Annotated in this window: 16 protein-coding genes; 7 read left to right on the top strand and 9 right to left on the bottom strand. The window is 63.5% G+C overall.

Annotated features, from left to right (window positions below; genetic code table 11):
- Nucleotides 1-37 precede the first annotated feature (37 nt).
- The 3 genes from NHAM_RS06800 to NHAM_RS06790 form a co-directional block, all read right to left on the bottom strand.
- The gene (locus tag NHAM_RS06800) at nt 38-1,885 is read right to left on the bottom strand and encodes a flagellar hook-basal body complex protein (protein ID WP_011509847.1); all 1,848 of its coding nucleotides are present in this window, start codon (nt 1,883-1,885) and stop codon (nt 38-40) included.
- Nucleotides 1,886-2,338: 453 nt separating this feature from the next.
- Entirely contained in the window at nt 2,339-2,854 is a 516-nt protein-coding gene (gene msrB, locus NHAM_RS06795; protein WP_011509846.1) for a peptide-methionine (R)-S-oxide reductase MsrB, read from the bottom strand.
- Nucleotides 2,855-2,978: 124 nt separating this feature from the next.
- Nucleotides 2,979-4,352 carry an NAD(P)/FAD-dependent oxidoreductase gene (locus tag NHAM_RS06790; protein WP_011509845.1) on the bottom strand — a complete coding sequence of 458 codons (1,374 nt, stop codon included), beginning with the start codon at nt 4,350-4,352 and terminating at the stop codon, nt 2,979-2,981.
- Nucleotides 4,353-4,852: 500 nt separating this feature from the next.
- On the opposite strand from NHAM_RS06790, the gene NHAM_RS06785 reads away from it, so the two are divergent.
- Together NHAM_RS06785 and NHAM_RS06780 are read left to right on the top strand one after the other, a co-directional pair.
- Nucleotides 4,853-5,392 (top strand): SixA phosphatase family protein, encoded by a 540-nt coding sequence (locus NHAM_RS06785; protein ID WP_011509844.1) that lies wholly within the window; start codon nt 4,853-4,855, stop codon nt 5,390-5,392.
- A 139-nt stretch (nt 5,393-5,531) separates the two neighbouring features.
- Nucleotides 5,532-5,957 (top strand): universal stress protein, encoded by a 426-nt coding sequence (locus tag NHAM_RS06780; protein ID WP_011509843.1) that lies wholly within the window; start codon nt 5,532-5,534, stop codon nt 5,955-5,957.
- A gap of 21 nt (nt 5,958-5,978) precedes the next feature.
- Here the strand turns inward: NHAM_RS06780 and NHAM_RS06775 are convergent, their stop codons facing one another.
- Complete coding sequence (locus NHAM_RS06775) at nt 5,979-6,575, bottom strand: hypothetical protein (protein ID WP_011509842.1); 597 nt, start codon at nt 6,573-6,575, stop codon at nt 5,979-5,981.
- A 57-nt stretch (nt 6,576-6,632) separates the two neighbouring features.
- On the opposite strand from NHAM_RS06775, the gene NHAM_RS06770 reads away from it, so the two are divergent.
- The 3 genes from NHAM_RS06770 (at nt 6,633) to NHAM_RS06760 (ending at nt 10,944) form a co-directional block, all read left to right on the top strand.
- Nucleotides 6,633-7,067, top strand: coding sequence for a hypothetical protein (locus NHAM_RS06770; RefSeq protein WP_011509841.1), 435 nt, complete (start codon nt 6,633-6,635; stop codon nt 7,065-7,067).
- Between the two features lie 464 nt (nt 7,068-7,531).
- On the top strand, nt 7,532-8,638 hold the full coding sequence (locus tag NHAM_RS06765; protein WP_011509840.1) for a lysylphosphatidylglycerol synthase domain-containing protein: 1,107 nt from the start codon (nt 7,532-7,534) through the stop codon (nt 8,636-8,638).
- 260 nt (nt 8,639-8,898) lie between these two features.
- Nucleotides 8,899-10,944 (top strand): hypothetical protein, encoded by a 2,046-nt coding sequence (locus NHAM_RS06760; RefSeq protein WP_041357801.1) that lies wholly within the window; start codon nt 8,899-8,901, stop codon nt 10,942-10,944.
- Between the two features lie 73 nt (nt 10,945-11,017).
- Here NHAM_RS06760 and NHAM_RS06755 read toward each other — a convergent pair whose 3' ends face one another.
- Nucleotides 11,018-11,233, bottom strand: a complete 216-nt coding sequence (locus NHAM_RS06755; RefSeq protein WP_041357800.1) for a hypothetical protein — start codon at nt 11,231-11,233, stop codon at nt 11,018-11,020.
- Between the two features lie 90 nt (nt 11,234-11,323).
- On the bottom strand, nt 11,324-11,554 hold the full coding sequence (locus tag NHAM_RS06750; protein ID WP_041357798.1) for a hypothetical protein: 231 nt from the start codon (nt 11,552-11,554) through the stop codon (nt 11,324-11,326).
- Between the two features lies 1 nt (nt 11,555).
- On the opposite strand from NHAM_RS06750, the gene NHAM_RS27505 reads away from it, so the two are divergent.
- Nucleotides 11,556-11,825 (top strand): hypothetical protein, encoded by a 270-nt coding sequence (locus tag NHAM_RS27505; protein ID WP_041357797.1) that lies wholly within the window; start codon nt 11,556-11,558, stop codon nt 11,823-11,825.
- 65 nt (nt 11,826-11,890) lie between these two features.
- On the opposite strand, the gene NHAM_RS06740 is transcribed toward NHAM_RS27505, so the two are convergent.
- The 3 genes from NHAM_RS06740 to NHAM_RS06730 form a co-directional block, all read right to left on the bottom strand.
- Complete coding sequence (locus tag NHAM_RS06740) at nt 11,891-12,919, bottom strand: NAD(P)/FAD-dependent oxidoreductase (protein WP_011509838.1); 1,029 nt, start codon at nt 12,917-12,919, stop codon at nt 11,891-11,893.
- Nucleotides 12,920-13,196: 277 nt separating this feature from the next.
- The gene (locus NHAM_RS06735; RefSeq protein WP_011509837.1) at nt 13,197-13,517 is read right to left on the bottom strand and encodes a 2Fe-2S iron-sulfur cluster-binding protein; all 321 of its coding nucleotides are present in this window, start codon (nt 13,515-13,517) and stop codon (nt 13,197-13,199) included.
- A 129-nt stretch (nt 13,518-13,646) separates the two neighbouring features.
- Nucleotides 13,647-14,024, bottom strand: coding sequence for an Hpt domain-containing protein (locus tag NHAM_RS06730; protein ID WP_041357796.1), 378 nt, complete (start codon nt 14,022-14,024; stop codon nt 13,647-13,649).
- A gap of 379 nt (nt 14,025-14,403) precedes the next feature.
- Between NHAM_RS06730 and NHAM_RS06725 the strand changes: the two genes are divergently transcribed.
- Nucleotides 14,404-19,956 (top strand): hypothetical protein, encoded by a 5,553-nt coding sequence (locus NHAM_RS06725; RefSeq protein WP_011509835.1) that lies wholly within the window; start codon nt 14,404-14,406, stop codon nt 19,954-19,956.
- Nucleotides 19,957-19,979 lie beyond the last annotated feature (23 nt).

Genomic DNA, 19,979 nt, shown 5'->3' with positions numbered 1-19,979 from the left:
TTTCGAATGAGCATGATCTTCTTTTCGGGATCATGCTCTAGCGCAGCACGTTCAAGAGATCCTGAACCATGCTGTTCGCGGTGGTGATGACCTTGGTGTTCGCCGAATAAGCCTGCTGCGTCACGATCAGCTTGGTGAACTCGTCGGCGATATCGGTGTTGGAGCCTTCGAGCGACGAGCCGTTGATGTGTCCTGCTGCGCCGGCGATCGCAGGTCCCGACTCATCGGTCACCGCATAGGCCCCGCCGTCGAGCGCCTTGAGGTAGTTGGTGCCGTTGAAGTGCGACAGCGACACCTTCGCGAGCGAGAGGTTCTGCCCGTTCGAGAAGGTGCCGACCACGATGCCGTCGTTGTTGACGGCGACCGACTGCAACTGGCCGGCGGCATAGCCGTTCTGGTTGATCGCGTTGACGGTGGCGTTGCCGCCGCTGCTGGCATACTGGGTCAGGCCGCCGGTGCCGAGATTCAGCGTGAGGTTGCCGAGCGACTGGGTCCCGACACTGACGCTGGGAATGGTGATGGACGACCCGACCGGGCTCGAGAGCTGGCCGTTGGTGCCGAAGGTGAAATTGGTGCCGACGTTGATCCACGCAGCCTGCGTGCCGGTGGCGTTCGGATTGGCCTGATAGAACATGTTCCAGGTGTCGGCGTGACCGGCGCCAAGCGAAGCGCTGTCGGTCTTGGCCCAGCGCAGTTGCAAGTTCACTGCCGTGCCGGTCGCGTCGTAGACCGTAACCGCGCCGCCGCTGATCGATTCCTGCTGGAAGATGGTCTGGTCGTTGGCGATCACGACGCCGGCACCGGGCGTGCCGCCGCCGCCGCGCGCGATGTTGGTGGTCGCACCAAAGCCCATCGACGTCCAGCCGGAGGAGGCGCTCGAAATGGTGAGATCATTAGCCGTGCCGGTGTGCAGCGTGATCGCGCCGGTGCTCGCATCGATTGTCGGAGCCTGCCCGGTGATCGTGCCGATCGAACTCAGGAGGTTACCAACCGTTGAAGTCGCGAGGTCGAGATAGGTGGTATTGGGCGTCGAGCCGGCGGAGCCGCCAGCGCCGGAGTCGTAGAACTCAATCGTCTGGGTGTTGACGGTGATAGTATCGCCCGCCGCGAAACCAGTCGGCAACGAGTTGCTCGGCGCGGTGCCGGACAGCTTTGTCGCGCTGGTGATCGCGACCGGCGGCGTCTGCTGGTTCATCGCCGGCGAACCGGAGGTGGTATTGTCGGTACGGGGCGGCGCAGGCGTGCCGACCACCAGCGGGTTAAAGTTGTTGGTGAAGTCGGACGGATTCAACCCGCCGGCCGCGGTGATGGTGCCGGCGGTCGCGGTCGGGCTCGACAGCGTTGTCGGCACGGCCGGCAGGTTGGCGGCGTATTGCAGCGTGCTGGTGGCCTGCGCGGGAACGAAGTTGTTCTGGAACTGCAGCACCTGCGGCACATTGCCGAGCGGATTGCCGGTCTTGGGATCGACCGGCACGCCCATCAGGTAGTAGCCGGCGCTGTTGACGAGGTTGCCGTTGGCGTTGACCTGGAAATCGCCGCGCCGCGTGTAATAGGTGACGCCGGAAAACTGCGGCTGGTTGTCCACCCTCCCCGTCGGTGCCTGCACGTTGAAGAAGCCGTCGCCGGTGATCGCCATGTAAGTGCCGACCGTCGAGGCCGACACCGTTCCCTGGCTGGAAATAGTTGCCGTCGCATAGGCCGTCACGCCGCCGGCGACCTGACGATTCGGGGCGGTCGAGTCGGGGATCAGATCGCTGAAGGCGGTGGTAATGCCCTTGTAGCCTGTGGTCTGGGCATTGGCGATGTTGCCGGAGATGTTTTGCAGCGCGAAGGACTGCGCCTGCAAACCGCCGACCGACGTATTCAAGGCGTCGAAAATACCCATAACATCGTCTCCAACTCGATCCGGGCGGCCTGCCGGAGATCAACCAAAACCACAGCCGCGGTCGAAAAACGACATCGCAAGCCCCATGCCAACGGCAAAAGCTAGTTATTTCAGTATGTTATGATAAGGCCACGGCGCGAGAGCCGGGGCATTCTTGCCGGACGGGGCAACTCTTGCCGGGAAGATCGCAGCGTTTTCGAGCGAGCCGGGCACCGGTTCGCGAAGACGTCTATCGGCCAGAGCCGTTCGCGATTATCCGGAATCAGCCCGAGCTCTGGCGTCATGCGCGGGCATAACCGTTCGAAGAACGGCGTCGCTTTCGCTCGCCTATGACCCGCGCATCCATCTCCTTCGAAAAATGATGGATTGCCGGGTCAAGCCCGGCAATGACGATGGATCGAGATGTTTCCATCCAGACGTAAGACGATCTGGAAACTTCGCGCAGCGAAGTCCCTACGTCGCCGACGGCGCCGACGGATGGAAGACAAGCGCCAGTCCGTCCATGCAGTAGCGCAGGCCCGTCGGCTTCGGGCCGTCGTCGAAGACATGGCCGAGATGGCCGCCGCAGCGACGGCAGTGGATTTCGGTGCGGGCCATGCCGAAGGTCGTATCCCTGGTTTCGCCGACCGCGTTGGGAAGCGGCTTCCAGAAGCTCGGCCAGCCGGTGCCGCTTTCGAATTTCGTTTCGGACGAATAGAGCGGCAGGTCGCAGCCTGCGCAGGCGAATGTGCCCTTGCGATGCTCCTTGAGCAGTGGGCTGGTGAAAGGCGGCTCGGTGCCTTCCTTACGCAGGATATTATATTGTGCGGGCGTCAACTGAGCCCGCCATTCGGCATCGGTCTTTTCGATCTCGAACTTTCGCGCGGGCTTCGTCCCGGTCGCCCGAGCAGGCTCTCCGCGCAGCCAGTGGAAGCCGGACAAGCCTGCAAGACCGGCGGCGGATGCGAGCAGGATACGGCGATCGATCATAGCTGTCTCCTTGGCAATCAAGGCGGGTTTCCAGCAAAGATACGCAGCAACCGGCCCGGAAGTTACACCGATCTGGCGGAATATGCTCACATTGCTGCGATATCGGCGGTTCCCGGAAGCGCTTCTACTCCCTCCCCGCCTGACGATTGGCCTCGGCCAGCCTGACCTCGCGCGCTCGTGCCCTGATGCGCGCTTGCTCGCGATAACGCGCCAGCGTGCCGGCGGCGGCGGAGCGCGCCCGCGCGGCCATGCCGATGGCGTAGCCAGCGGCGCGCCCGGGGGTGCCGCCGGCCCATACCAGTTCGAACGGCGAAAACAGCCGCCAGCGGTCGTCGCCCTCCACCATGCCGCTGGCAATCAGTTGCCCCGCCATCGCCGAGGTGTTCAATCCCTGCCGGCCGAAGCCACTCGCGACCCACAGTCCGGGCAGCAACCGGCCGATCTGAGGCATACCGTGCACAGTCTGCCCGATGGCGCCGGAGAAGACCTTCGCGATCTCGACCGTGCCGAGTTGCGGGAAGATGGTACGGATGCGCCTGCGGATCGCCCCGACATGGCGCTCCGGCCGCGCCTCCCAGGTGGTTTCCGGACCAGCCCACATCAGCCTGTCACCATCGACGATCCGGAAATGATCGATGCCGTCTGTGTCGATGACGGAGCCCTGAAATGTCATCACCTCCGCGAGCCGCGCGCCCAGCGGTGCAGTGACAGCAGCATGGCGCCAGACCGGCAGCAACGTATCGGACAATCGCCGCAACGCTCCGCCAAGATGGACATTGCCAGCAAGCACGACGTGGGATGCCCGCAGCCGCGCCTGCGGTGTCACGATGCGCTTTCGAATCCCGAACGGGTCGATGCTGACCACGGGCGTTTCCTCGAAGATGCGCGCGCCGGCGTTGCCGGCAAGCTCCGCGAGGCCGTGAACGTATCTGCGCCCGTCGATCTGGAACGCTCGCGGATAATGCACCGCGTGAAAATACCGGCCGGTGCGTAAGGTGTCGCGGACGCGATCAATCTGCCAGCCCTCCACCTCGGTCGCAAAATCCTCACTGAGCATCTGCAGATGGCCGATCAGCCGGTCGCCCGCATCGACGTTGGAGACCTCGAGCGCGCCTTCGCTCAGCGCAAGACCGGGAATGACATTTTCGGCCGCATGGGCGCGAACATAGTCCGCGCCCTGTTGCGACAGCGACCAGAGTTCCCACGCGTCATCGAAACCGACCCGCGCAATCAGGTCGGGAAGCGGCAGCGCGTAGCCCGGCATCACCGTGCCGAGATGATGACCGGATGCATTCCAGCCGACATGGCGCCCCTCGAGGACGACGACGCTCGCGCCGGTCCGCGCGGCCTCCAGCGCCACGGTGAGGCCGGCCAGGCCGGCGCCCACCACACAAATATCGACATCGAGATCGACGGTCAGTCGCGCGCGTTGCGGCGGTGCGACGGCGAACGCCGTGTCGCCGGAACCAGCAGCCGCAGCCATGCTCTCCGAAGTCATCGCGTTTCCTTACGGATCTGCGCTAGAGCCTTTTCGCTTCTGATGGAATCAGAAGCGGGGCTCTATGATTTTGATTTGACGCGTTTTCTTCACGCAAACCGGTATCCACTTCGCTCGAAAACGCTCTAATGTGGTGGTTCAGAAGTTCGGTTAAGTGGATAGCGAATGTCAAATCCACACCACCCTTGTTACCTTGTCTCGCGCGAGGTTGTCGATTAAGCCGCAGCGTCAATACCTGTGCCCCCCGTTCCGTGTCCATGCTTTAATAGGATGTTGAAAAGCTCTTGCCGTCAGTCCCGAAGCCGCATCAGCGGTTGTCGGGAAGCCAGTAACACGAAGAGTATCTGCGAATACTGGATTGCGGGTTCGTCGCGGAGCCTGTCATCGGGGTGCGCTTCGCGCGGACCCGTTGGCAACGCCCTCAGATGCGCAATTGCGCATCGGTGAATAACGCGAAAGGGACTCTCAACGTCCTGCTAACGCCGAATCGAGACTGCGTCATGCGCCGCCTGCTGCTGCTTCGACACGCCAAGACCGAGCGCGACGCACCCAGCGGCCGCGATCGGGATCGCCCGCTCGCCGCGCGCGGCCGTAAGGATGCAGCCGAACTCGGTGCCTGGCTTGCCGGACAACGATCTCTTCTGCCCGATCTGGCGTTGATCTCGACCGCGGTGCGGGCGCGCGAGACCTGGGATATCGTCCAGCAACAGATTTCAGACGAGGTGCCTCAACAGGGGCCTGCCGCGCATCTGCCTGATCTTTACGGCGCCGAGCCGGCGCAACTATTGGCGATCATTCATTCCGTCGCGGCCGAGGATCCCGAACGCCTGATGATCGTCGGACACAATCCCGGCCTGCACGAACTCGCGCTCGGCCTGATCGGCGGCGGCGGCGCAGCCGGGCGCGCGGCACTCGCCGGCAACCTGCCGACGTCGGGATTTGCAGTGATCGACTTTGCCGTCGAGAGCTGGGAAGGCGTCGCGTTCGGAGGCGGGCAGCTCACGCAGTTCGTCAGTCCGAAACTGCTGAAGGAGGCGTGACAACTCGGCCGTTCCCCGATGCCCTGTCGCTTTTCATGATAGACTTGCTCCGTGTGCAACGCTTGCAAGCGGTCCTCGGTCAAAAAGCCTGCAGAAGACATGATGCGGCGCGGGGGCCGGAGCATGATGGAGGGCGCCGATGTTCAAATCCATTCTCGTGCCGATCGATCTGTCCGACACCGATCTCGCCAAACCCGCGATCGCAACCGCTGTATCATTGTCGCAAGCCTCGAACGGGACCATCAGGCTGCTGAACGTGCTGCAGATGACGCCGGTGATGCTCGCGGAATACCTGCCGGCGGATTTCGGCGCGCAGCAGCGCCAGTCGTCGGAGGAAGCGCTGGCGATCGTCGCAAGCGAGGTCGGGATCGAGCCGTCGCGCATGTCCAGCGTTGTGCGGCAAGGCAGCATCTATCACGAGATTTTGGAGGAAGCGCAGGCGATCAAAGCCGACCTGATCGTGATGGCCTCGCATCGTCCGGCGATGAAGACCTACTTTCTCGGCTCCAACGCCGGTCATGTGGTGCGCTACGCCAAGTGTTCGGTGCTGGTGGTGCGGCATTGAGCACGCAGCGAAAGCGACGATCTACGGCAGCAACTCCTGCGGCAGCGCGTCGAAGGTGTAGGCGTGCGGCCTGTTGCGACGCATGAAACCACCGATCTGCCAGCCGAATAGCACCGACAGTCCGACGATGAACAGCGCGCCCGCCCATTCGCCGGTGACCAGCGCCCGCACCAGCAGAGCGGCCATCGCCACCGACAGCAACGCCAGCACGCCCGCGCCGGCAAAATAAAGCGCGGGGTTCAGGCCGCCAACGAGCGAAGCGCGCGCGCCATGCTCAGCGAGTCGCCGGTGCAGTTCGACAACGAAGGCGCGGTAATCCTTGTCCTGCGCGGCCATCAGCGCCAGCGTCTGCCAGGTGGTGGACATCACGACGATGCGGCCGCCGCCGCGACGGTCGATCTCGGTGCGAAATCGCCGCGATTGCATCGACATCGGCCGGTACGACATCCGCAACCCGGCGATATCCGCGTAACGCCATTTCCCAGACCTGCGGCCGGCCTGCCAGGATATCCCGTCATCCTCCAGCATGAACCGATGCGCCGATCCGATCAGCGACGCCCTGTAGGCGTAGCCGGGACCTGGCGGCGGCATCTCGGGCGGCGGCGACACGATCGGCATCCTTCGCACAACGGCGTTCTCTTGCTCACGGTGCGGGTTCTATCCTACAAATCCTTTATGGCTGAAGCGGCTTATTTTCCGCGCCACTTGATTCTCGGCGGTGCGATGGTGTCCGGCATATTGCTCGCGCTTGCCGTGCACATGCTGGGCGCGCAGATCGGGCTCGATCTCGGCGGCCTCTGGCGTGCCGACTCCAAAGATTTCATGCCGGCGGGCGCCGCGATCGCATGGTGGCTGGTCGCAACGGCCGGCTTCTCCGGCAGCTATTTTGTCGCGACGCTGATGCACAGCGCGGCGTCCGGCCGTATTCAGCAGCGACTGCGGCAGTTCCTGATCGCCGTCGCCGTGCTGTTTCTGGCGGGCGCAGGACAGGCCGCCTCAGCGCCGAGCGCCGTGCCCACGGTCGCAGGCCTCGTGGACGGGCTCGCCGTGCTCGGCCTCGGCGCGGCGATGGCATTTTGCGGCGCGCACTTCGCACTCCACAAGACCTGACGACTCCCGTCATACCCCCCGGCCCTCCCGGTCCGGCTTCGCCGGGCCTCGGCATGGGCTTATCGTGCGGAAGCAGACCTTCGGCGACGCCTTCACGAATTGTTTCCCGGCGTAATAAGCTAATGTCATGTAACTAATGCATATACAGGTCGTCCGGGCTTTGAAGACTCGCGGCAAAGAGCCTCAAATCGACCATGGAACGCGGGATATTTTATGCCTATATGCACCCCGACGATCGTCGTGCGGTATCAACGCCGCAGCGGGTGCAGTTCTTTATGATTCTGATGGTTTTTCGATCGGTGAAGGTGCACACCGCATTCGACGCATAATGCCACCCTTGTCAAAAATCCGGCCTGCACGCCGTTTTGTCCTTTGGATTTTTCGCGTATGAGTGACGGAACAGCCGCTTGCCTTCCCTCTCCCCAACCGGCTCGAAACGTCTCGTGACCCCTCCGGGAGGACGAATGCGTCGGCTGCTGACCGCGCTCCAGCGCGGCTTCAAGGAACGGATCGGCTGGAAACGGCTTGGCGTCGTCGCGAGCCTCCTCATCATCGCTTTCGCGATCACGACTCTCATCCACACCCTCAGGGGCGTCGATACCGGCGTCATCCTGATTGCGCTGACCGAGAAGTCGCCGCACGAGATCGCCATGGCCGCGCTTTGCGTGGTCGGCGCGTTCTGCACCCTGACCTTCTACGACTTCTTCGCGGTGCGGACGATCGGCAAGGATCACATTCCCTATCGCGTCGCGGCGCTGGCCGCCTTCACGAGCTACACCATCGGCCACAACGTCGGCGCCACCGTCTTCACCGGCGGCGCGATCCGTTTCCGCATCTATTCGGACCACGGACTCAACGCCATCGACGTCGCCAAGGTCTGCTTCATCTCCGGGCTGACGTTCTGGCTCGGCAACCTGTTCGTGCTCGGCCTCGGCATGGCCTGGCACCCGTGGGCCGCGAGCGCGATGGACCTGCTGCCGCCGTCCATCAATCGCCTGATCGCGTTCGGCTGCCTCGCCGGCATCGCAATCTATCTCGCCTGGATCATGACCGGCCGCAACCGTCGCGAACTCGGACAGAACGGCTGGAAGGTCGTGATGCCGTCGGCGCCGCTGACCTTCGTGCAGATCCTGATCGGCGTCGTCGATCTGGGCTTCTGCGCTTCGGCGATGTACCTGCTGATGCCCGCGACGCCGGCGATCGACTTCGTCTCGGTGTCGGTGGTCTTTATTCTGGCCACCCTGCTCGGCTTTGCCAGCCACGCCCCCGGGAGCCTTGGCGTGTTCGACGCGGCGATGCTGGTGGCGTTGCCGCAGTTCGGCAAGGAGGAGTTGCTGGCGACGCTCTTGGTGTACCGCGTGCTCTATTTCGTGATTCCCTTCGCCGTCGCCATCACGATCATGGGCACGCGCGAGCTCTGGCTCAACGTGGTGCGGCCCTGGCAGCACCGCCGCCTGACCAACGGCAACGGCAGCAATAACGATAACGACGGCGATAACGATAGCCACAGCGCTCCAGAGACGACTCCGCCGCCGCCGCGCGCGGTCAAGACGCGGGTCTCACAGGACTGAGACTGAGCCTGCGCGGATGCGCGATCCTGCCGCCGCGACGCAGCTCCGCGCCGTCGATGGCCAGCTATCTTTCGCCCGTCACATTCGCATCCGCCGCTAGAGTTTTCCGGCTAAGTGGAATCCGCTAGCGTGAAGAAAATACTCTCAATCAAATAATTTGCGCGTATTCTGATCGCAAAACCGGTATCCATTTTTGCGGAATGCGCGCTAGTCCGAAAGCCCCTCTTATTTCCGCCAAAACTATCGCGTCAAAACCATTCATGGCCCGCGCTCACGCCTCCTCCCTCGTCCGCATTGCCCTGATATTGCTCGGCGCGCTCGCCGCGCAGCGAGCCGCCGCGCAGCCCGCTTCCGACGGCCCTGCCCCGTTGGGCTCAGCCACAACGATCCAGGATCAGGCTGCCGGCGGAATGGAGATTTCGTGGGAAGTCCGCAACCGCTTCCGGCTGTTTCGCGAGGAGCGCGACTTCCAGATCCACGTCGCCGCCGAACGCAACCAGAGCATTCTCGCCGCGGAGCAGACGCTGGAGTTGCAAAGCGACGGCCGCGGCTGGGCCCGCAACGCCGTGAACCGTCTTTGCATCGACCTCGGCGGCCACGTCAGCGAGCCCTGCACCCGTGACAACGTCAAGGAAAGCTATCTGACGCCGACGGAGCATCCCGTCACCGTCCGCCTGACGGGCGCGATCCCGGTCGGCGCCATCTGCGCCTGGTCGTTCGACGACGGCGACGGCCCGCGCACTACGACGCAGGATTGCGCCGAGCCGATCGACTTCCGCGCCCGCTACGGCCGCGCCACCGTCGCCACCGTCGATGTGTCGAGCGGGGCCGGCGCGCCGCAGCGCCTCGTCACCCAGATCAAGGTGCGCGACATCCTCATCGCCGGCCTCGGCGACTCCATCGCCTCGGGCGAAGGCAACCCGGATCGCGCCATCGCGCTGTCGGACGAAGGCTTCTGCTTCCGCTCCTATCTCGGCGGCGCGGCGGGCGAATATTACCGGCCGAGCCGCGCCGGATACAAGGGCGGCCGCGCCTGCGGCACCTCCGGCTCGCTCCAGACCTGGCAGCACTACGGCGCGCTATGGCTGAACGCGGCCTGCCATCGCTCGCTCTACAGCTACCAGACCCGCACCGCGCTCGCGCTCGCGGTGCGGTATTCGCACATCGCCGTGACCTACCTGCCGCTCGCCTGCACCGGCGCGACCATTCCCGACGGGATGCTGGGGTCGCAGCGCGCGCGCGAATGCCTGACCGCGAAGTCCTCGGCCAAGTGTCAGGGCACTGTCAACGGCCAGATCGCCGAACTGCGCGAGGCGCTCACCACCGCAAAGCGCCGTCAGCCGGACCGCAAGCTCGATCTCGTGCTGCTGACCATCGGCGCCAACGACATCAATTTCTCTGGCCTCGTCTCCGACGTCATCGTCGACGCACCGACCGAGCGCGCGCTGTTCAAGCGCGGCGGCCTGATCGAATCGGTCGAGGATTCCCGGTCGAGCCTCGTGCGCGACCTGCCGCAATCCTTCAGCAAGCTCCGCGCCGCATTGAGGCCGCTGGTGGGCAACGATCTGTCGCGGGTGGTGTTCGTCTCCTACGCCAACCCGGCGCTGGCGAACGGCGGCGCGCCCTGCGCCGGCGGCAAGGCCGGCTTCGACGTGCATCCGTCGTTCAATGCCGACCCCAAGCGGCTCGCCGAGGTCACGGGCTACGTCCAGAACGAATTCCTGCCGCGGCTGAAGGCGATCGCGCTCTGTCAATCCGGCGTGATCTGCCGCGATCCCGGCAGCGACCGCATGACCTTCGTCGAGGCGCATCAGGTCGCGTTCGCCGATCACGGATTTTGCGCGCGCTCCGGCAGCGACCCCGAATTCGATCGCGCCTGTTTCTCGGCCAAAGGCGACAGCTTCGTCAGCGACATCGTGGAAGCTCCGCAGCAGCCTCTGACCTGCGGCCGTCCGGCAAGCACGTTCCGCGCCTATCTGCCGCGCGCGCGCTGGATCCGCGACGCCGACGACAGCTACTTCACGGCAATGACCTACCCGCAGGCGCTGCCGTCCTCGATGCAACCGTCCGACATTCACGATGCGACATGGGGCCTGCTCTCCGCCGTCTATGGCGGCGCGATCCACCCAACCGCCGAAGGCCATGCCGCGATGGCGGACGCGGCGCTGCCGGCGGTCGAAGCCGAGTTGCACCTCAACGGCGCCGATGGCAGCGACGTGACGGGCGAGCCGCTGCCGCCGCTCGCACCTGCCGCCGCGCCGGCACCCATGATGCCGCCGGCCGCGATCCCGCCAGCGCCGCAGTAATAGCAACGGGACAGGCGTTCCGAAGGCGCTGCATCTCGCAGTTGATTGGCTCAAGTTTGACGAAGCGGCGACGTCACGCCACCCGGCGCAGGGTAAATGTCTTGCCATCAGTGGCGACATGACCGAGCCGCGCCAGCGACGCCAGCACGCCGGCGATCTTGCCCTCCGATGTTTTTGTTTTCCTGAACTGCGCGGCGATGGCCTTCGCATCGAGTGGGCCGCTTGCCGCCGCCAGCGCGGCGTGCTTGGTCGTTTCAACGGTCGCGATGTAGCGATGAAGGTCCTTCAATGCGGGCCTGAGTTCGTCGCGCGGTTCGCCAAATATCCACCAGTTGTCCTTATAAGATTGTCGGTTATTCCAATCACGACCGACGAATTCCTACTCGCCTTTTTTGTTGATCTCGATCTTCTCCTTCACCTCCAGCTTCACATGCTGATAGATTTCAGGAAATTTGACCCGAACGTCTTCGGAAGTCAGCCCGAACAAATCAATCACCATCGCGTTGCGTGACCGAGTCGTAAGGTCGCGCCCATTCCGATAATCACGGATATGCATCTCAAGCCCCGGCCGTTTGCCGAGGCTAAGATGCTCGGCCTCCTGGGAAGTCACGATGAATCCCGAGCCATGGAGCCTTCACACCCGGCGAGCAGACTCCTTCGTTCGCTCGAAGCGCTCGAGCTTTGGTAACGTCGACACCGATGGTGAGGTCGGAATTGATCACGCCCCACGTTTCGCGAAACTCAACGCGCGGGGCGTCTGTACCGAGCGCGGCTTCCGAAACAACGACTCACCCGTCATGGCCGGGCTTGACCCGGCCATCCATCGAATCTGGCAAAAATTTTTCGAAGCAAATGGATCGCCGGATCAAGTCCAGCGATGACAGGCAGATGATAACGCATCATGAGAACCACGAAGACGATGGCGATGCGCCGTCAAACTGCACTCTTAATTCACCCCGAGCTTTTTCTGCAGGCTCGACGACGAGGTGGTGTACTGGAACACCAGCCGCTTGTCCGGATAGACGTAACGATGCGCCTTCTGCGCCATCAGCGCGCCTTCGTGGAAGCCGGAGAGGATCAGCTTCAGCTTGCCGGGATAGGTGTTGATGTCGCCGATCGCGAAGATGCCGGGCACGTTGGTTTCGAACGACGCGGTCTCCACCGGAACAAGATTGTTCTCGAGTTGCAGACCCCAGTTCGCGACGGGTCCGAGCTTCATCGTCAGCCCGAAGAATGGCAGCATGGTATCGCAACTGACCGTCGACATCGCGTTGTCGCTGCCCTTCACCTGCGCGCCGGAGAGTTGTCCGTCCGCGCCCTCCAGCGCCGTGACCTGACCGATCTTCAGATCCATCTTGCCGTCGGCGACCAACTTGCGCATCTGCTCCACGCTATGAGGCGCCGCACGGAAATCGTCGCGCCTGTGCAGAAGCGTGATGCGCTTCGCGAGCGGATGCAGGTTGAGCGTCCAGTCGAGCGCCGAGTCGCCGCCGCCGACGATCAGAATCTCCCTGTCGCGGAACTGCTCCATCTTGCGCACCGCGTAGAACACCGAGGTGTTTTCATAAGCTTCGATGCCCGGCACCGGCGGACGCTTCGGCTGGAACGAGCCGCCCCCGGCAGAGACCACAACGATCTTGCATTCGAAAACCTTTCCGGCGTCGGTGGTAACGCGGAATCCGGGATCGCCGATCTTCTCGATGCTTTCCACCATCTCGTTGAGATGGAAGTTTGGATTGAACGGCTTAATCTGCTCCAGCAGCGCCTCCGTGAGGCCCTGACCGGTAACGAAGGGAATGCCAGGAATGTCGTAGATCGGCTTTTCCGGATAAAGCTCGGCACACTGCCCGCCGATCTTGTCGAGGATGTCGACGAGATGCACCTTCATATCGAGCAGACCCAGTTCGAACACGGCGAACAGTCCGCAAGGGCCCGCACCGATAATCAGCACATCCGTCTTGATCGCTTCGCTCATGTCAGCTTCTTTAATCCGTTGAAATCTTCAAGCTGGGCCAGGCAATGTCGGCCGTGCCCTGCTGCGTGGATATTCTTGATGCGTTTTCTTCACGCGAACCCGGCATCCATCCTCGGGTCAAGCCCGAGGACATGCTTCGTTTGAAAACGCTATAGCCAACCGGGCGGTTGGAGGAAAGCCATAATCTGCCTGCCATGCCGCATGCGCCCGGTCTCCGCCCGGCGCCACGCGAGATGCGGCATCATGGCGCGCCGCGCGGTTCGAAACGATTAGGTATTTAAGCCTGCCGCTCCGGCGTCGAGACCACAAGGCCGTCGAGTTCGTCGCTCACCTTGATCTGGCACGACAGCCGTGAATTCGGCCGCACGTCGTAGCCGAAGTCGAGCATATCCTCTTCCATCGGCGTCGGCTTGCCGACCTTGTCGCTCCAGGCTTCGTCGATATAGACGTGACAGGTGGCGCAGGCGCAGGCGCCGCCGCATTCGGCCTCAATGCCCGGAACGGCGTTGCGGATCGCCGCTTCCATGACGGTCGCGCCGTTCTCGACGTCAACAGTGCGGGTTTCGCCGGAATGGTCGACAAAGTTGATCTTGGTCATGGGTGCCGTGCTGCCGAACAGATAATTGATAATTAGGAAGGTTCGGCTGTCCTATAACGAAACGATCCGGCCAGCGCCAGCGGTCGGCGCAAAAAGGCGGGCTAGCCTTCCGGGATCGCCGGGCGCATGTCAGGAGCGGCGCAGGATCGCGTCGATCGCCTTGCAGGCCCGGCTGATGGTGTGATTCAGCGCTTCCCGCGGCTCCGTCGGATCGGCGCCGTTGCGGAGCGCGGTCTCCAGATCGGCGGCGGCGGCCGCGACGTGAACCGCGCCGATCGCCCGCGCCGAGCCCTTTAGCTTGTGTGCCAGGGTTGCGGCATCCGGCGAGAGTTGCGCCAACGCGGCGGCGAGTTCGGCCGCCTGGCCCGCGAACATCGCCAAAACCTCGCGCTCGAGACTGTTATCGCCGAGCGTCATGCGGCGGAGATGATCGAAATCGATCGGGCCATCGTCCGGAATCAGCGGTGGCGACGGCATCCAGGCGACCTGCTCAAGAGAATATGGCATTGCTGCGATCCAAAGTCCGCTTCAGAGGTGAGGCTGCCGAGCGGAAACCCGCCGAGCCAATCACGGAACTGGTTAACAGAACGTTTCACGTACGAACCCCGGGTTCCGTCGGCTTTCCGGCCGAATCAGACTGTCCGCTCAATAATTTCAAACAACTCGAAGCGGTTAGTGCCGTCGGCCGTTAACGATGATTAAGATTGTATTAATCACGACCGTTTCATTCGAGACGCCAAGCCAATAAGATGTTGGGGGAAGTGACCGACAAGACGGGCTGGTGGCGGCGGCCACGCCCGGAACCGGCTTGGGGCTCGGGTCGGCGACCGGACTTGCAGCGGTGACGCGAACTTGCGGGTTGCGTAACACGAGGGCGTGGACTGACATGGCGAACAATCCCAAGAAGGTTAAAGATCCGACAGAGGTCGCTCTTTCTGCCATCCAGGAGGCGCTGAACGTCGGCGAGGCGTCTGCGGGAGATCCAGACCAAACTTCGGCTCGTTACGACATCGCCCCGCCGGTCCCGCCTGCTGCGAGCCATGGCGAGGACGGATTTGACGCCCGCTCCACCGCAGACCGGCCGGCCTTCGATGCCGCTGAAGGACCGCGCTTTACGCGGCGCCCTGCCAACGACGATCGTGAAACGATCGGTCAAATCCTTCAGGCCATCCAGAACGGCCGCCCCGCCCGCAATATCTATACGCTCGCCTCGCTTTTCGCCGGCATCTGGATTCTCGGTGCCGGCCTTCTGACGATCAGCTTTCTGCCCTCGCTGCAAGCTGCGATGGGTCAAGGCAGCGGCGGCACGCTCGCCCTCGCCGGCCTGATTGCCCTGTTTTTCGCTCCCGTGCTGCTGTTCTACTTTTTGGCCAGTCTGGCATGGCGCGGCCAGGAATTGCGCATGATCGCCCAGTCGATGGCCCAGGTGGCGATCCGGTTCTCCGAGCCGGAGGGCCTGGCCAGTGATTCGGTGGTGACCGTCGGACAGGCGATCCGCCGCGAAGTCGCCGCGATGGGCGACGGCGTCGAGCGCGCCATCGCTCGCGCCGGCGAGTTGGAAACCCTGGTCGCCAACGAGGTCGCCGCGCTGGAACGTGCCTATTCCGACAACGAGGTGCGGATCCGCGCATTGCTCCAGGATATCGCGCTTCAGCGCGACAACCTCGTCGGCCAGGCCGAGCAGGTCCGCAGCGCCATCTCGGGTGTCCAGATCGACCTGCGACACGACATTGCTCTGATCAGCGATGCCATCGCCTCGCGCGTCGACGAGGTCGCAAAAGGCATCACCGGTGCGCTGGAAGAGCGCGGCGAGCACATCACAACGGCACTCAGCAATGCCGGCGACACCATGATCCTTGCGCTCGGCGAACGGGGCGGCGACTTGCTCGACCGGCTTGAGGAAGCCAGCGCCGAGACCACGCGCGCCGTGCTCGATGCCAGCGAGCGCCTGAACAGCAGCCTCAATTTCAAGACCGGTCACGTCCACGACGAGTTCGTCGAGTTGGCCGACCGCGTCCATGACATGCTGAACGAGCGGATCGACCGAATTACCGGCGAATTCGAGCAGAAGTCGGCGTCCATCGTCGACGGCATTTCCGACCGCACCGAACAGGTCCATGATTCCCTGAAAAATTCCAGCGACTCCCTGCTGGTGGAACTCGAGCTCCGCGGCGGCGACCTGGCCAACAAGATCGACGAGGCCGGCAACCGGCTGGCAACCCGGATTCTGTCATGCGGCGACAAAGCAAGCGAAGCGCTCGACGTCACGGTCAATACGCTGGTGGCCAACGTTGTCACTCGAACCGAAACCGCGCACGATACGCTCAGCCTCCAGATGAGCGCATTCGATCAACTTGTGAAGGACCAGGGCGCCGAGCTTGCGGAGAAGTTCGCACGCGACAGCGGCACGCTCGGCACGCTCATTACCCGCCACATCTCGGAGTTCGATCGCACGGTGAAGACTTTCGGCGGCGAGATCGTCGATCGCCTCGGCCAGCGCACCGAAGATATCGCCGAGACCATGAAGACCTATGTCGATACCTTCGATACGCGGCTGACCTCCAACGGCGGCGAGATCAGCGCCGCGCTGGATCAGCGTCTGGCGCAGTTCGAAACCTCGCTCCAGTCGAGCGTCACCAATCTCGACGCTTCGTTTGACGCCAAGATCAAGTCGTTTGACGAGTCCGTCGATGGCCGCCTGAGAATACTCGAGCAAACCTTCGATTCGCGCGCAAAGTCGGTCGCGGAAACCATCGACAGCCGGCTCGGCACGCTCACCTCGTCGCTGTCCGATGGCGCCGCTCATGCGATCGGCTCGATCGAGAGCCGCCTCACTCACCTCGCAACGTCGCTGACCGAAGGCGCAACGCAGGCCGTCGCGGCGATCGACGGACGCATCTCGGGGATGACCGAAACCATCGACGGTCGCAGCGCTTACCTCGCGGATGCGATCACGGCGCGATTCCAGGAGATCCATCAAGGCCTCGACGAGCGCGTCGGCTTTGTCGCGACCGCGATCGAAACGCGTGTCGCCCAGTTCGAGGATCTGCTCGGATCGCGGATCGAAGCCGTGGCCGGCCGCTTTGAATCGAGCGGACGGCAGGCCAGCGATACACTGTTGGCGCGCGCCGAAGAGCTCTCGCTCGGCATCAAGTCTCATGTCGATGACGCGGAACGCTCGCTGATCAATCTGGTGGTCAATACCAGCGAAACCATTCAGACCGGCGCGCGTACCGCCCAGCAGTCCCTGCTTTCGGTTTCGACCGAAGTGGGCGCCCAGTTGCAACTGACGTCAACGGAGGTCGAGCGCGCATTGACCACCGCCGGCACCGCTGCCGCCAACTCCATCCTCAACAGCGCACGCGATGCGCAGACGACGCTGGTCAACTCATCCGCCGAAACCGCGAGCCAGGTCAAATCCCTATCAGCGGATATCGAGCTGACGCTGTCCACCGCCGGCGCCAACACGGCGGATTCAGTTCTCGCCGGAGCGCGCGCAGCGCAGACCACGCTGGTCGCCGCATCCTCGGATGCCGCGACGCATGTCAAATCGCTCGCGAGCGACATCGAGCGGACTCTCATGACCGTCGGGTCCGACGTCGAACGCATGCTGTCCGCAGTCGGCACGTCGACCGCGGACGCCGTCCTGTCGAGCGCGAGGACGGCCCAGACCACGCTCGTCAACACCTCGGCCGATACCGCAAGTCAGGTCAAATCGCTTGCCGGCGACATCGAGCGGACATTGACGACGGTGGGCGCCGACACCGCCGCCGCCATTCTCGACAGCGCACGCGAGGCCCAGAGCACGCTCACCACCGCCTCGGCCAATGCCGCAGATCACGTCAAATCGCTTGCGAGCGACATCGAGCAGACATTGACGGCGGCGAGCGCCAGCACCGCCACCGCCATTCTCGGCAGCGCACGCGAAGCCCAAAGTACGCTCACCACCGCCTCGGCCGATGCCGCAGGTCACGTCAAATCGCTTGCGAGCGACATCGAGCAGACATTGACGGCGGCGAGCGCCAGCACCGCCACCGCCATTCTCGGCAGCGCACGCGAAGCCCAAAGTACGCTCACCACCGCCTCGGCCGATGCCACAAGTCAGGTCAAATCGTTTGCAAACGACGTCGAGCGAACATTGATCGCGGTGGGCGCCGACACCGCCGCCGCCATTATAGGCAGTGCACGCGAGGCCCAAAGCACGCTCACCACCGCCTCGGCCGAGACCGCAGGTCAGGTCAAATCGCTTGCCAGCGACATCGAGCGAACATTGATCGCGGTGGGCGCCGACACCGCCGCCGCCATTATAGGCAGCGCACGCGAGGCCCAGAGCACGCTCACCACCGCCTCCGCTGATTCCGCCAGCCAGATCAAGGCGATCTCTTCGGACATCGAGCGCTCCCTCCACGTGGCTGCAGCGAATACCACGGAGATCATTCAGGCGAGCGCGCAGAGCGCGCAGACCTCCCTCGTCTCCGCGTCGAACGAAGTCAGCACCAAGGTCAAGTCGGCGTCGACCGACGCCGAGCGCTTGATCTTTGCCGCCAGCGGCAGCTTCGGCACCGTGATCACCGGTAAAACGGACGAAATCGTCAATTACGTCCAGCAGCAGACGGATCGTCTCACGCAGATGATCGACAGCAAGCGCGGAGCTCTGGTCGATGCTCTCGGCAGCAAGGCCGATCAGCTCAGCTCCGATATCGATCGCGTTACCACCGACGCCCTCAAGTCGATCGAGGTCAGAGGCCAGGCATTCTCGCAGTCGATCGTTTCGAATGGCTCCAACGTCGTCCGCACCATCACCAACGCGGGCGAACTGGCGACCGGCGCGATCAGCAAGTCATTGAAGGATCTCGATCAGGCATCGCGCGCCGCCATCGAGCAGTCTCGGCAGGCGTCCATCTCTGCCGTCACCGAGATGCAGGAAACCAGCAAGATCCTCCGCACGGATACGGTCGCGCTGTTCGAGCGGCTGCGCGAGGGCAACATCCTTCTCCAGGAGGTCCTCACCGGCGCGCATGAAAATCTCAATTCGCTGGAGCGCGCGCTCGTCACGCGCGTCGCCGACTTCGTATCGACCATGAAGGATGTCACGTCGCAAAACGGCCTCGCGACGCAGACGCTCGAGGATCAATTGACGGTGTTCAACACCAAGGCTTCCAAGGCTCTTGATGATCTGGATGCGCTGTCCGGCCAGTTTGAGGCTCACGGAAACACTTTGATCGAGGCTGCAGCGCGGGTCGAACAAAGCAACCAAAGCGCCACATCGTCGGTCGAGGAACGCAAGTCCATGCTTGATTCGCTCGTGACGACGATCGACTTGCGGACGACCGACTTCGATCAGCGACTGACACGGTTTACGAGCCTGCTCGATGAATCGCTTGCTGCCGCCGAAGAGCGCGCACGCGATATCGCGCGGGTGGTGGCCGAGACCGCCGGCGCCGGATCGGCTGCGATCAGCCGTCAGTTCGAGGCCGTTCGCGCGACGACCGAGGAAGAACGCCGCCTGACATCGGAATCCATGAGCGAAATTTGCCAGCGTGCGACTGAAGAAGCCGGCTCGATGCTCAAGCAGTCCGCCGACAAGTTTGCGGCCCTGGTTCAGGGCATGAAGCAGATGTCTGCGGAAATGCACACGGAACTGGAGGCGACGCGCAACGATCTTCGTCGCGGCGTACTTGAGATGCCGCAGGAGGCGGCCGAGAGTACCGCCCAGATGCGTAAGGTGATCGTCGATCAGATCGAAGCGCTTGCCGAACTCAACCGGATCGTCGCACGCCATGGTCACGGGTTCGACGTCGTCAGCAGCGGGCGGGCCGGCGCGCAGCGCGAGGAAGAGCCGATGATGGCCGCCGCCGGTGGCCGCGGCGCGACGACGACACGCTCCGCGTCGCGTACGCGTGACAGCGGCACTGCGTCGAACCTGCCGCAGCCGGATCTCGGCATTCCGTCATCCCGCCGCACGGAGGCTCCGCCGGTCAACCCGGCAAGTGGGGACGATGGAGGCGACGGCTGGCTCTCGGATTTGCTGAACCGTGCCGATACCAACGGCAACGACCACATCCCGCGCGGACGACCGGCACCCCAGGCTGCGGCCGCAAATCCGCTGGACTCGCTGTCGCTCGATATCAGCCGTCTGATGGACCGCAACCTTGCCGGCGAGATGTGGGACCGCTATCAGCGCGGCGAACGTAAGGCGTTCAGCAAGCGTCTCTATACGCCCGCCGGCCAGAAGGCCTTTGACGAGGTCGCCCGCAAATACCGTGCCGACCGCGCTTTCAAGCAGACGGCGGATCGCTACATCGCCGAATTCGAGCGGCTGCTGGACGAAGTTGCGCGCGATGAGCAGCAGGAGCCCTCAGTGATACGCGACCATCTGATGTCGGAGACCGGGCTGGTCTATACCTTGCTCGCGCATGCGGCGGGCCGGCTCGGATAAGCGCTCGCCTCATTCGGCTACGA

Source organism: Nitrobacter hamburgensis X14 (genome assembly GCF_000013885.1).
Taxonomy (GTDB): Bacteria; Pseudomonadota; Alphaproteobacteria; order Rhizobiales; family Xanthobacteraceae; genus Nitrobacter; species Nitrobacter hamburgensis.
The sequence above is the reverse complement of the archived record's forward strand: the minus strand, read 5'-3'. Positions and strand labels throughout refer to the sequence as shown.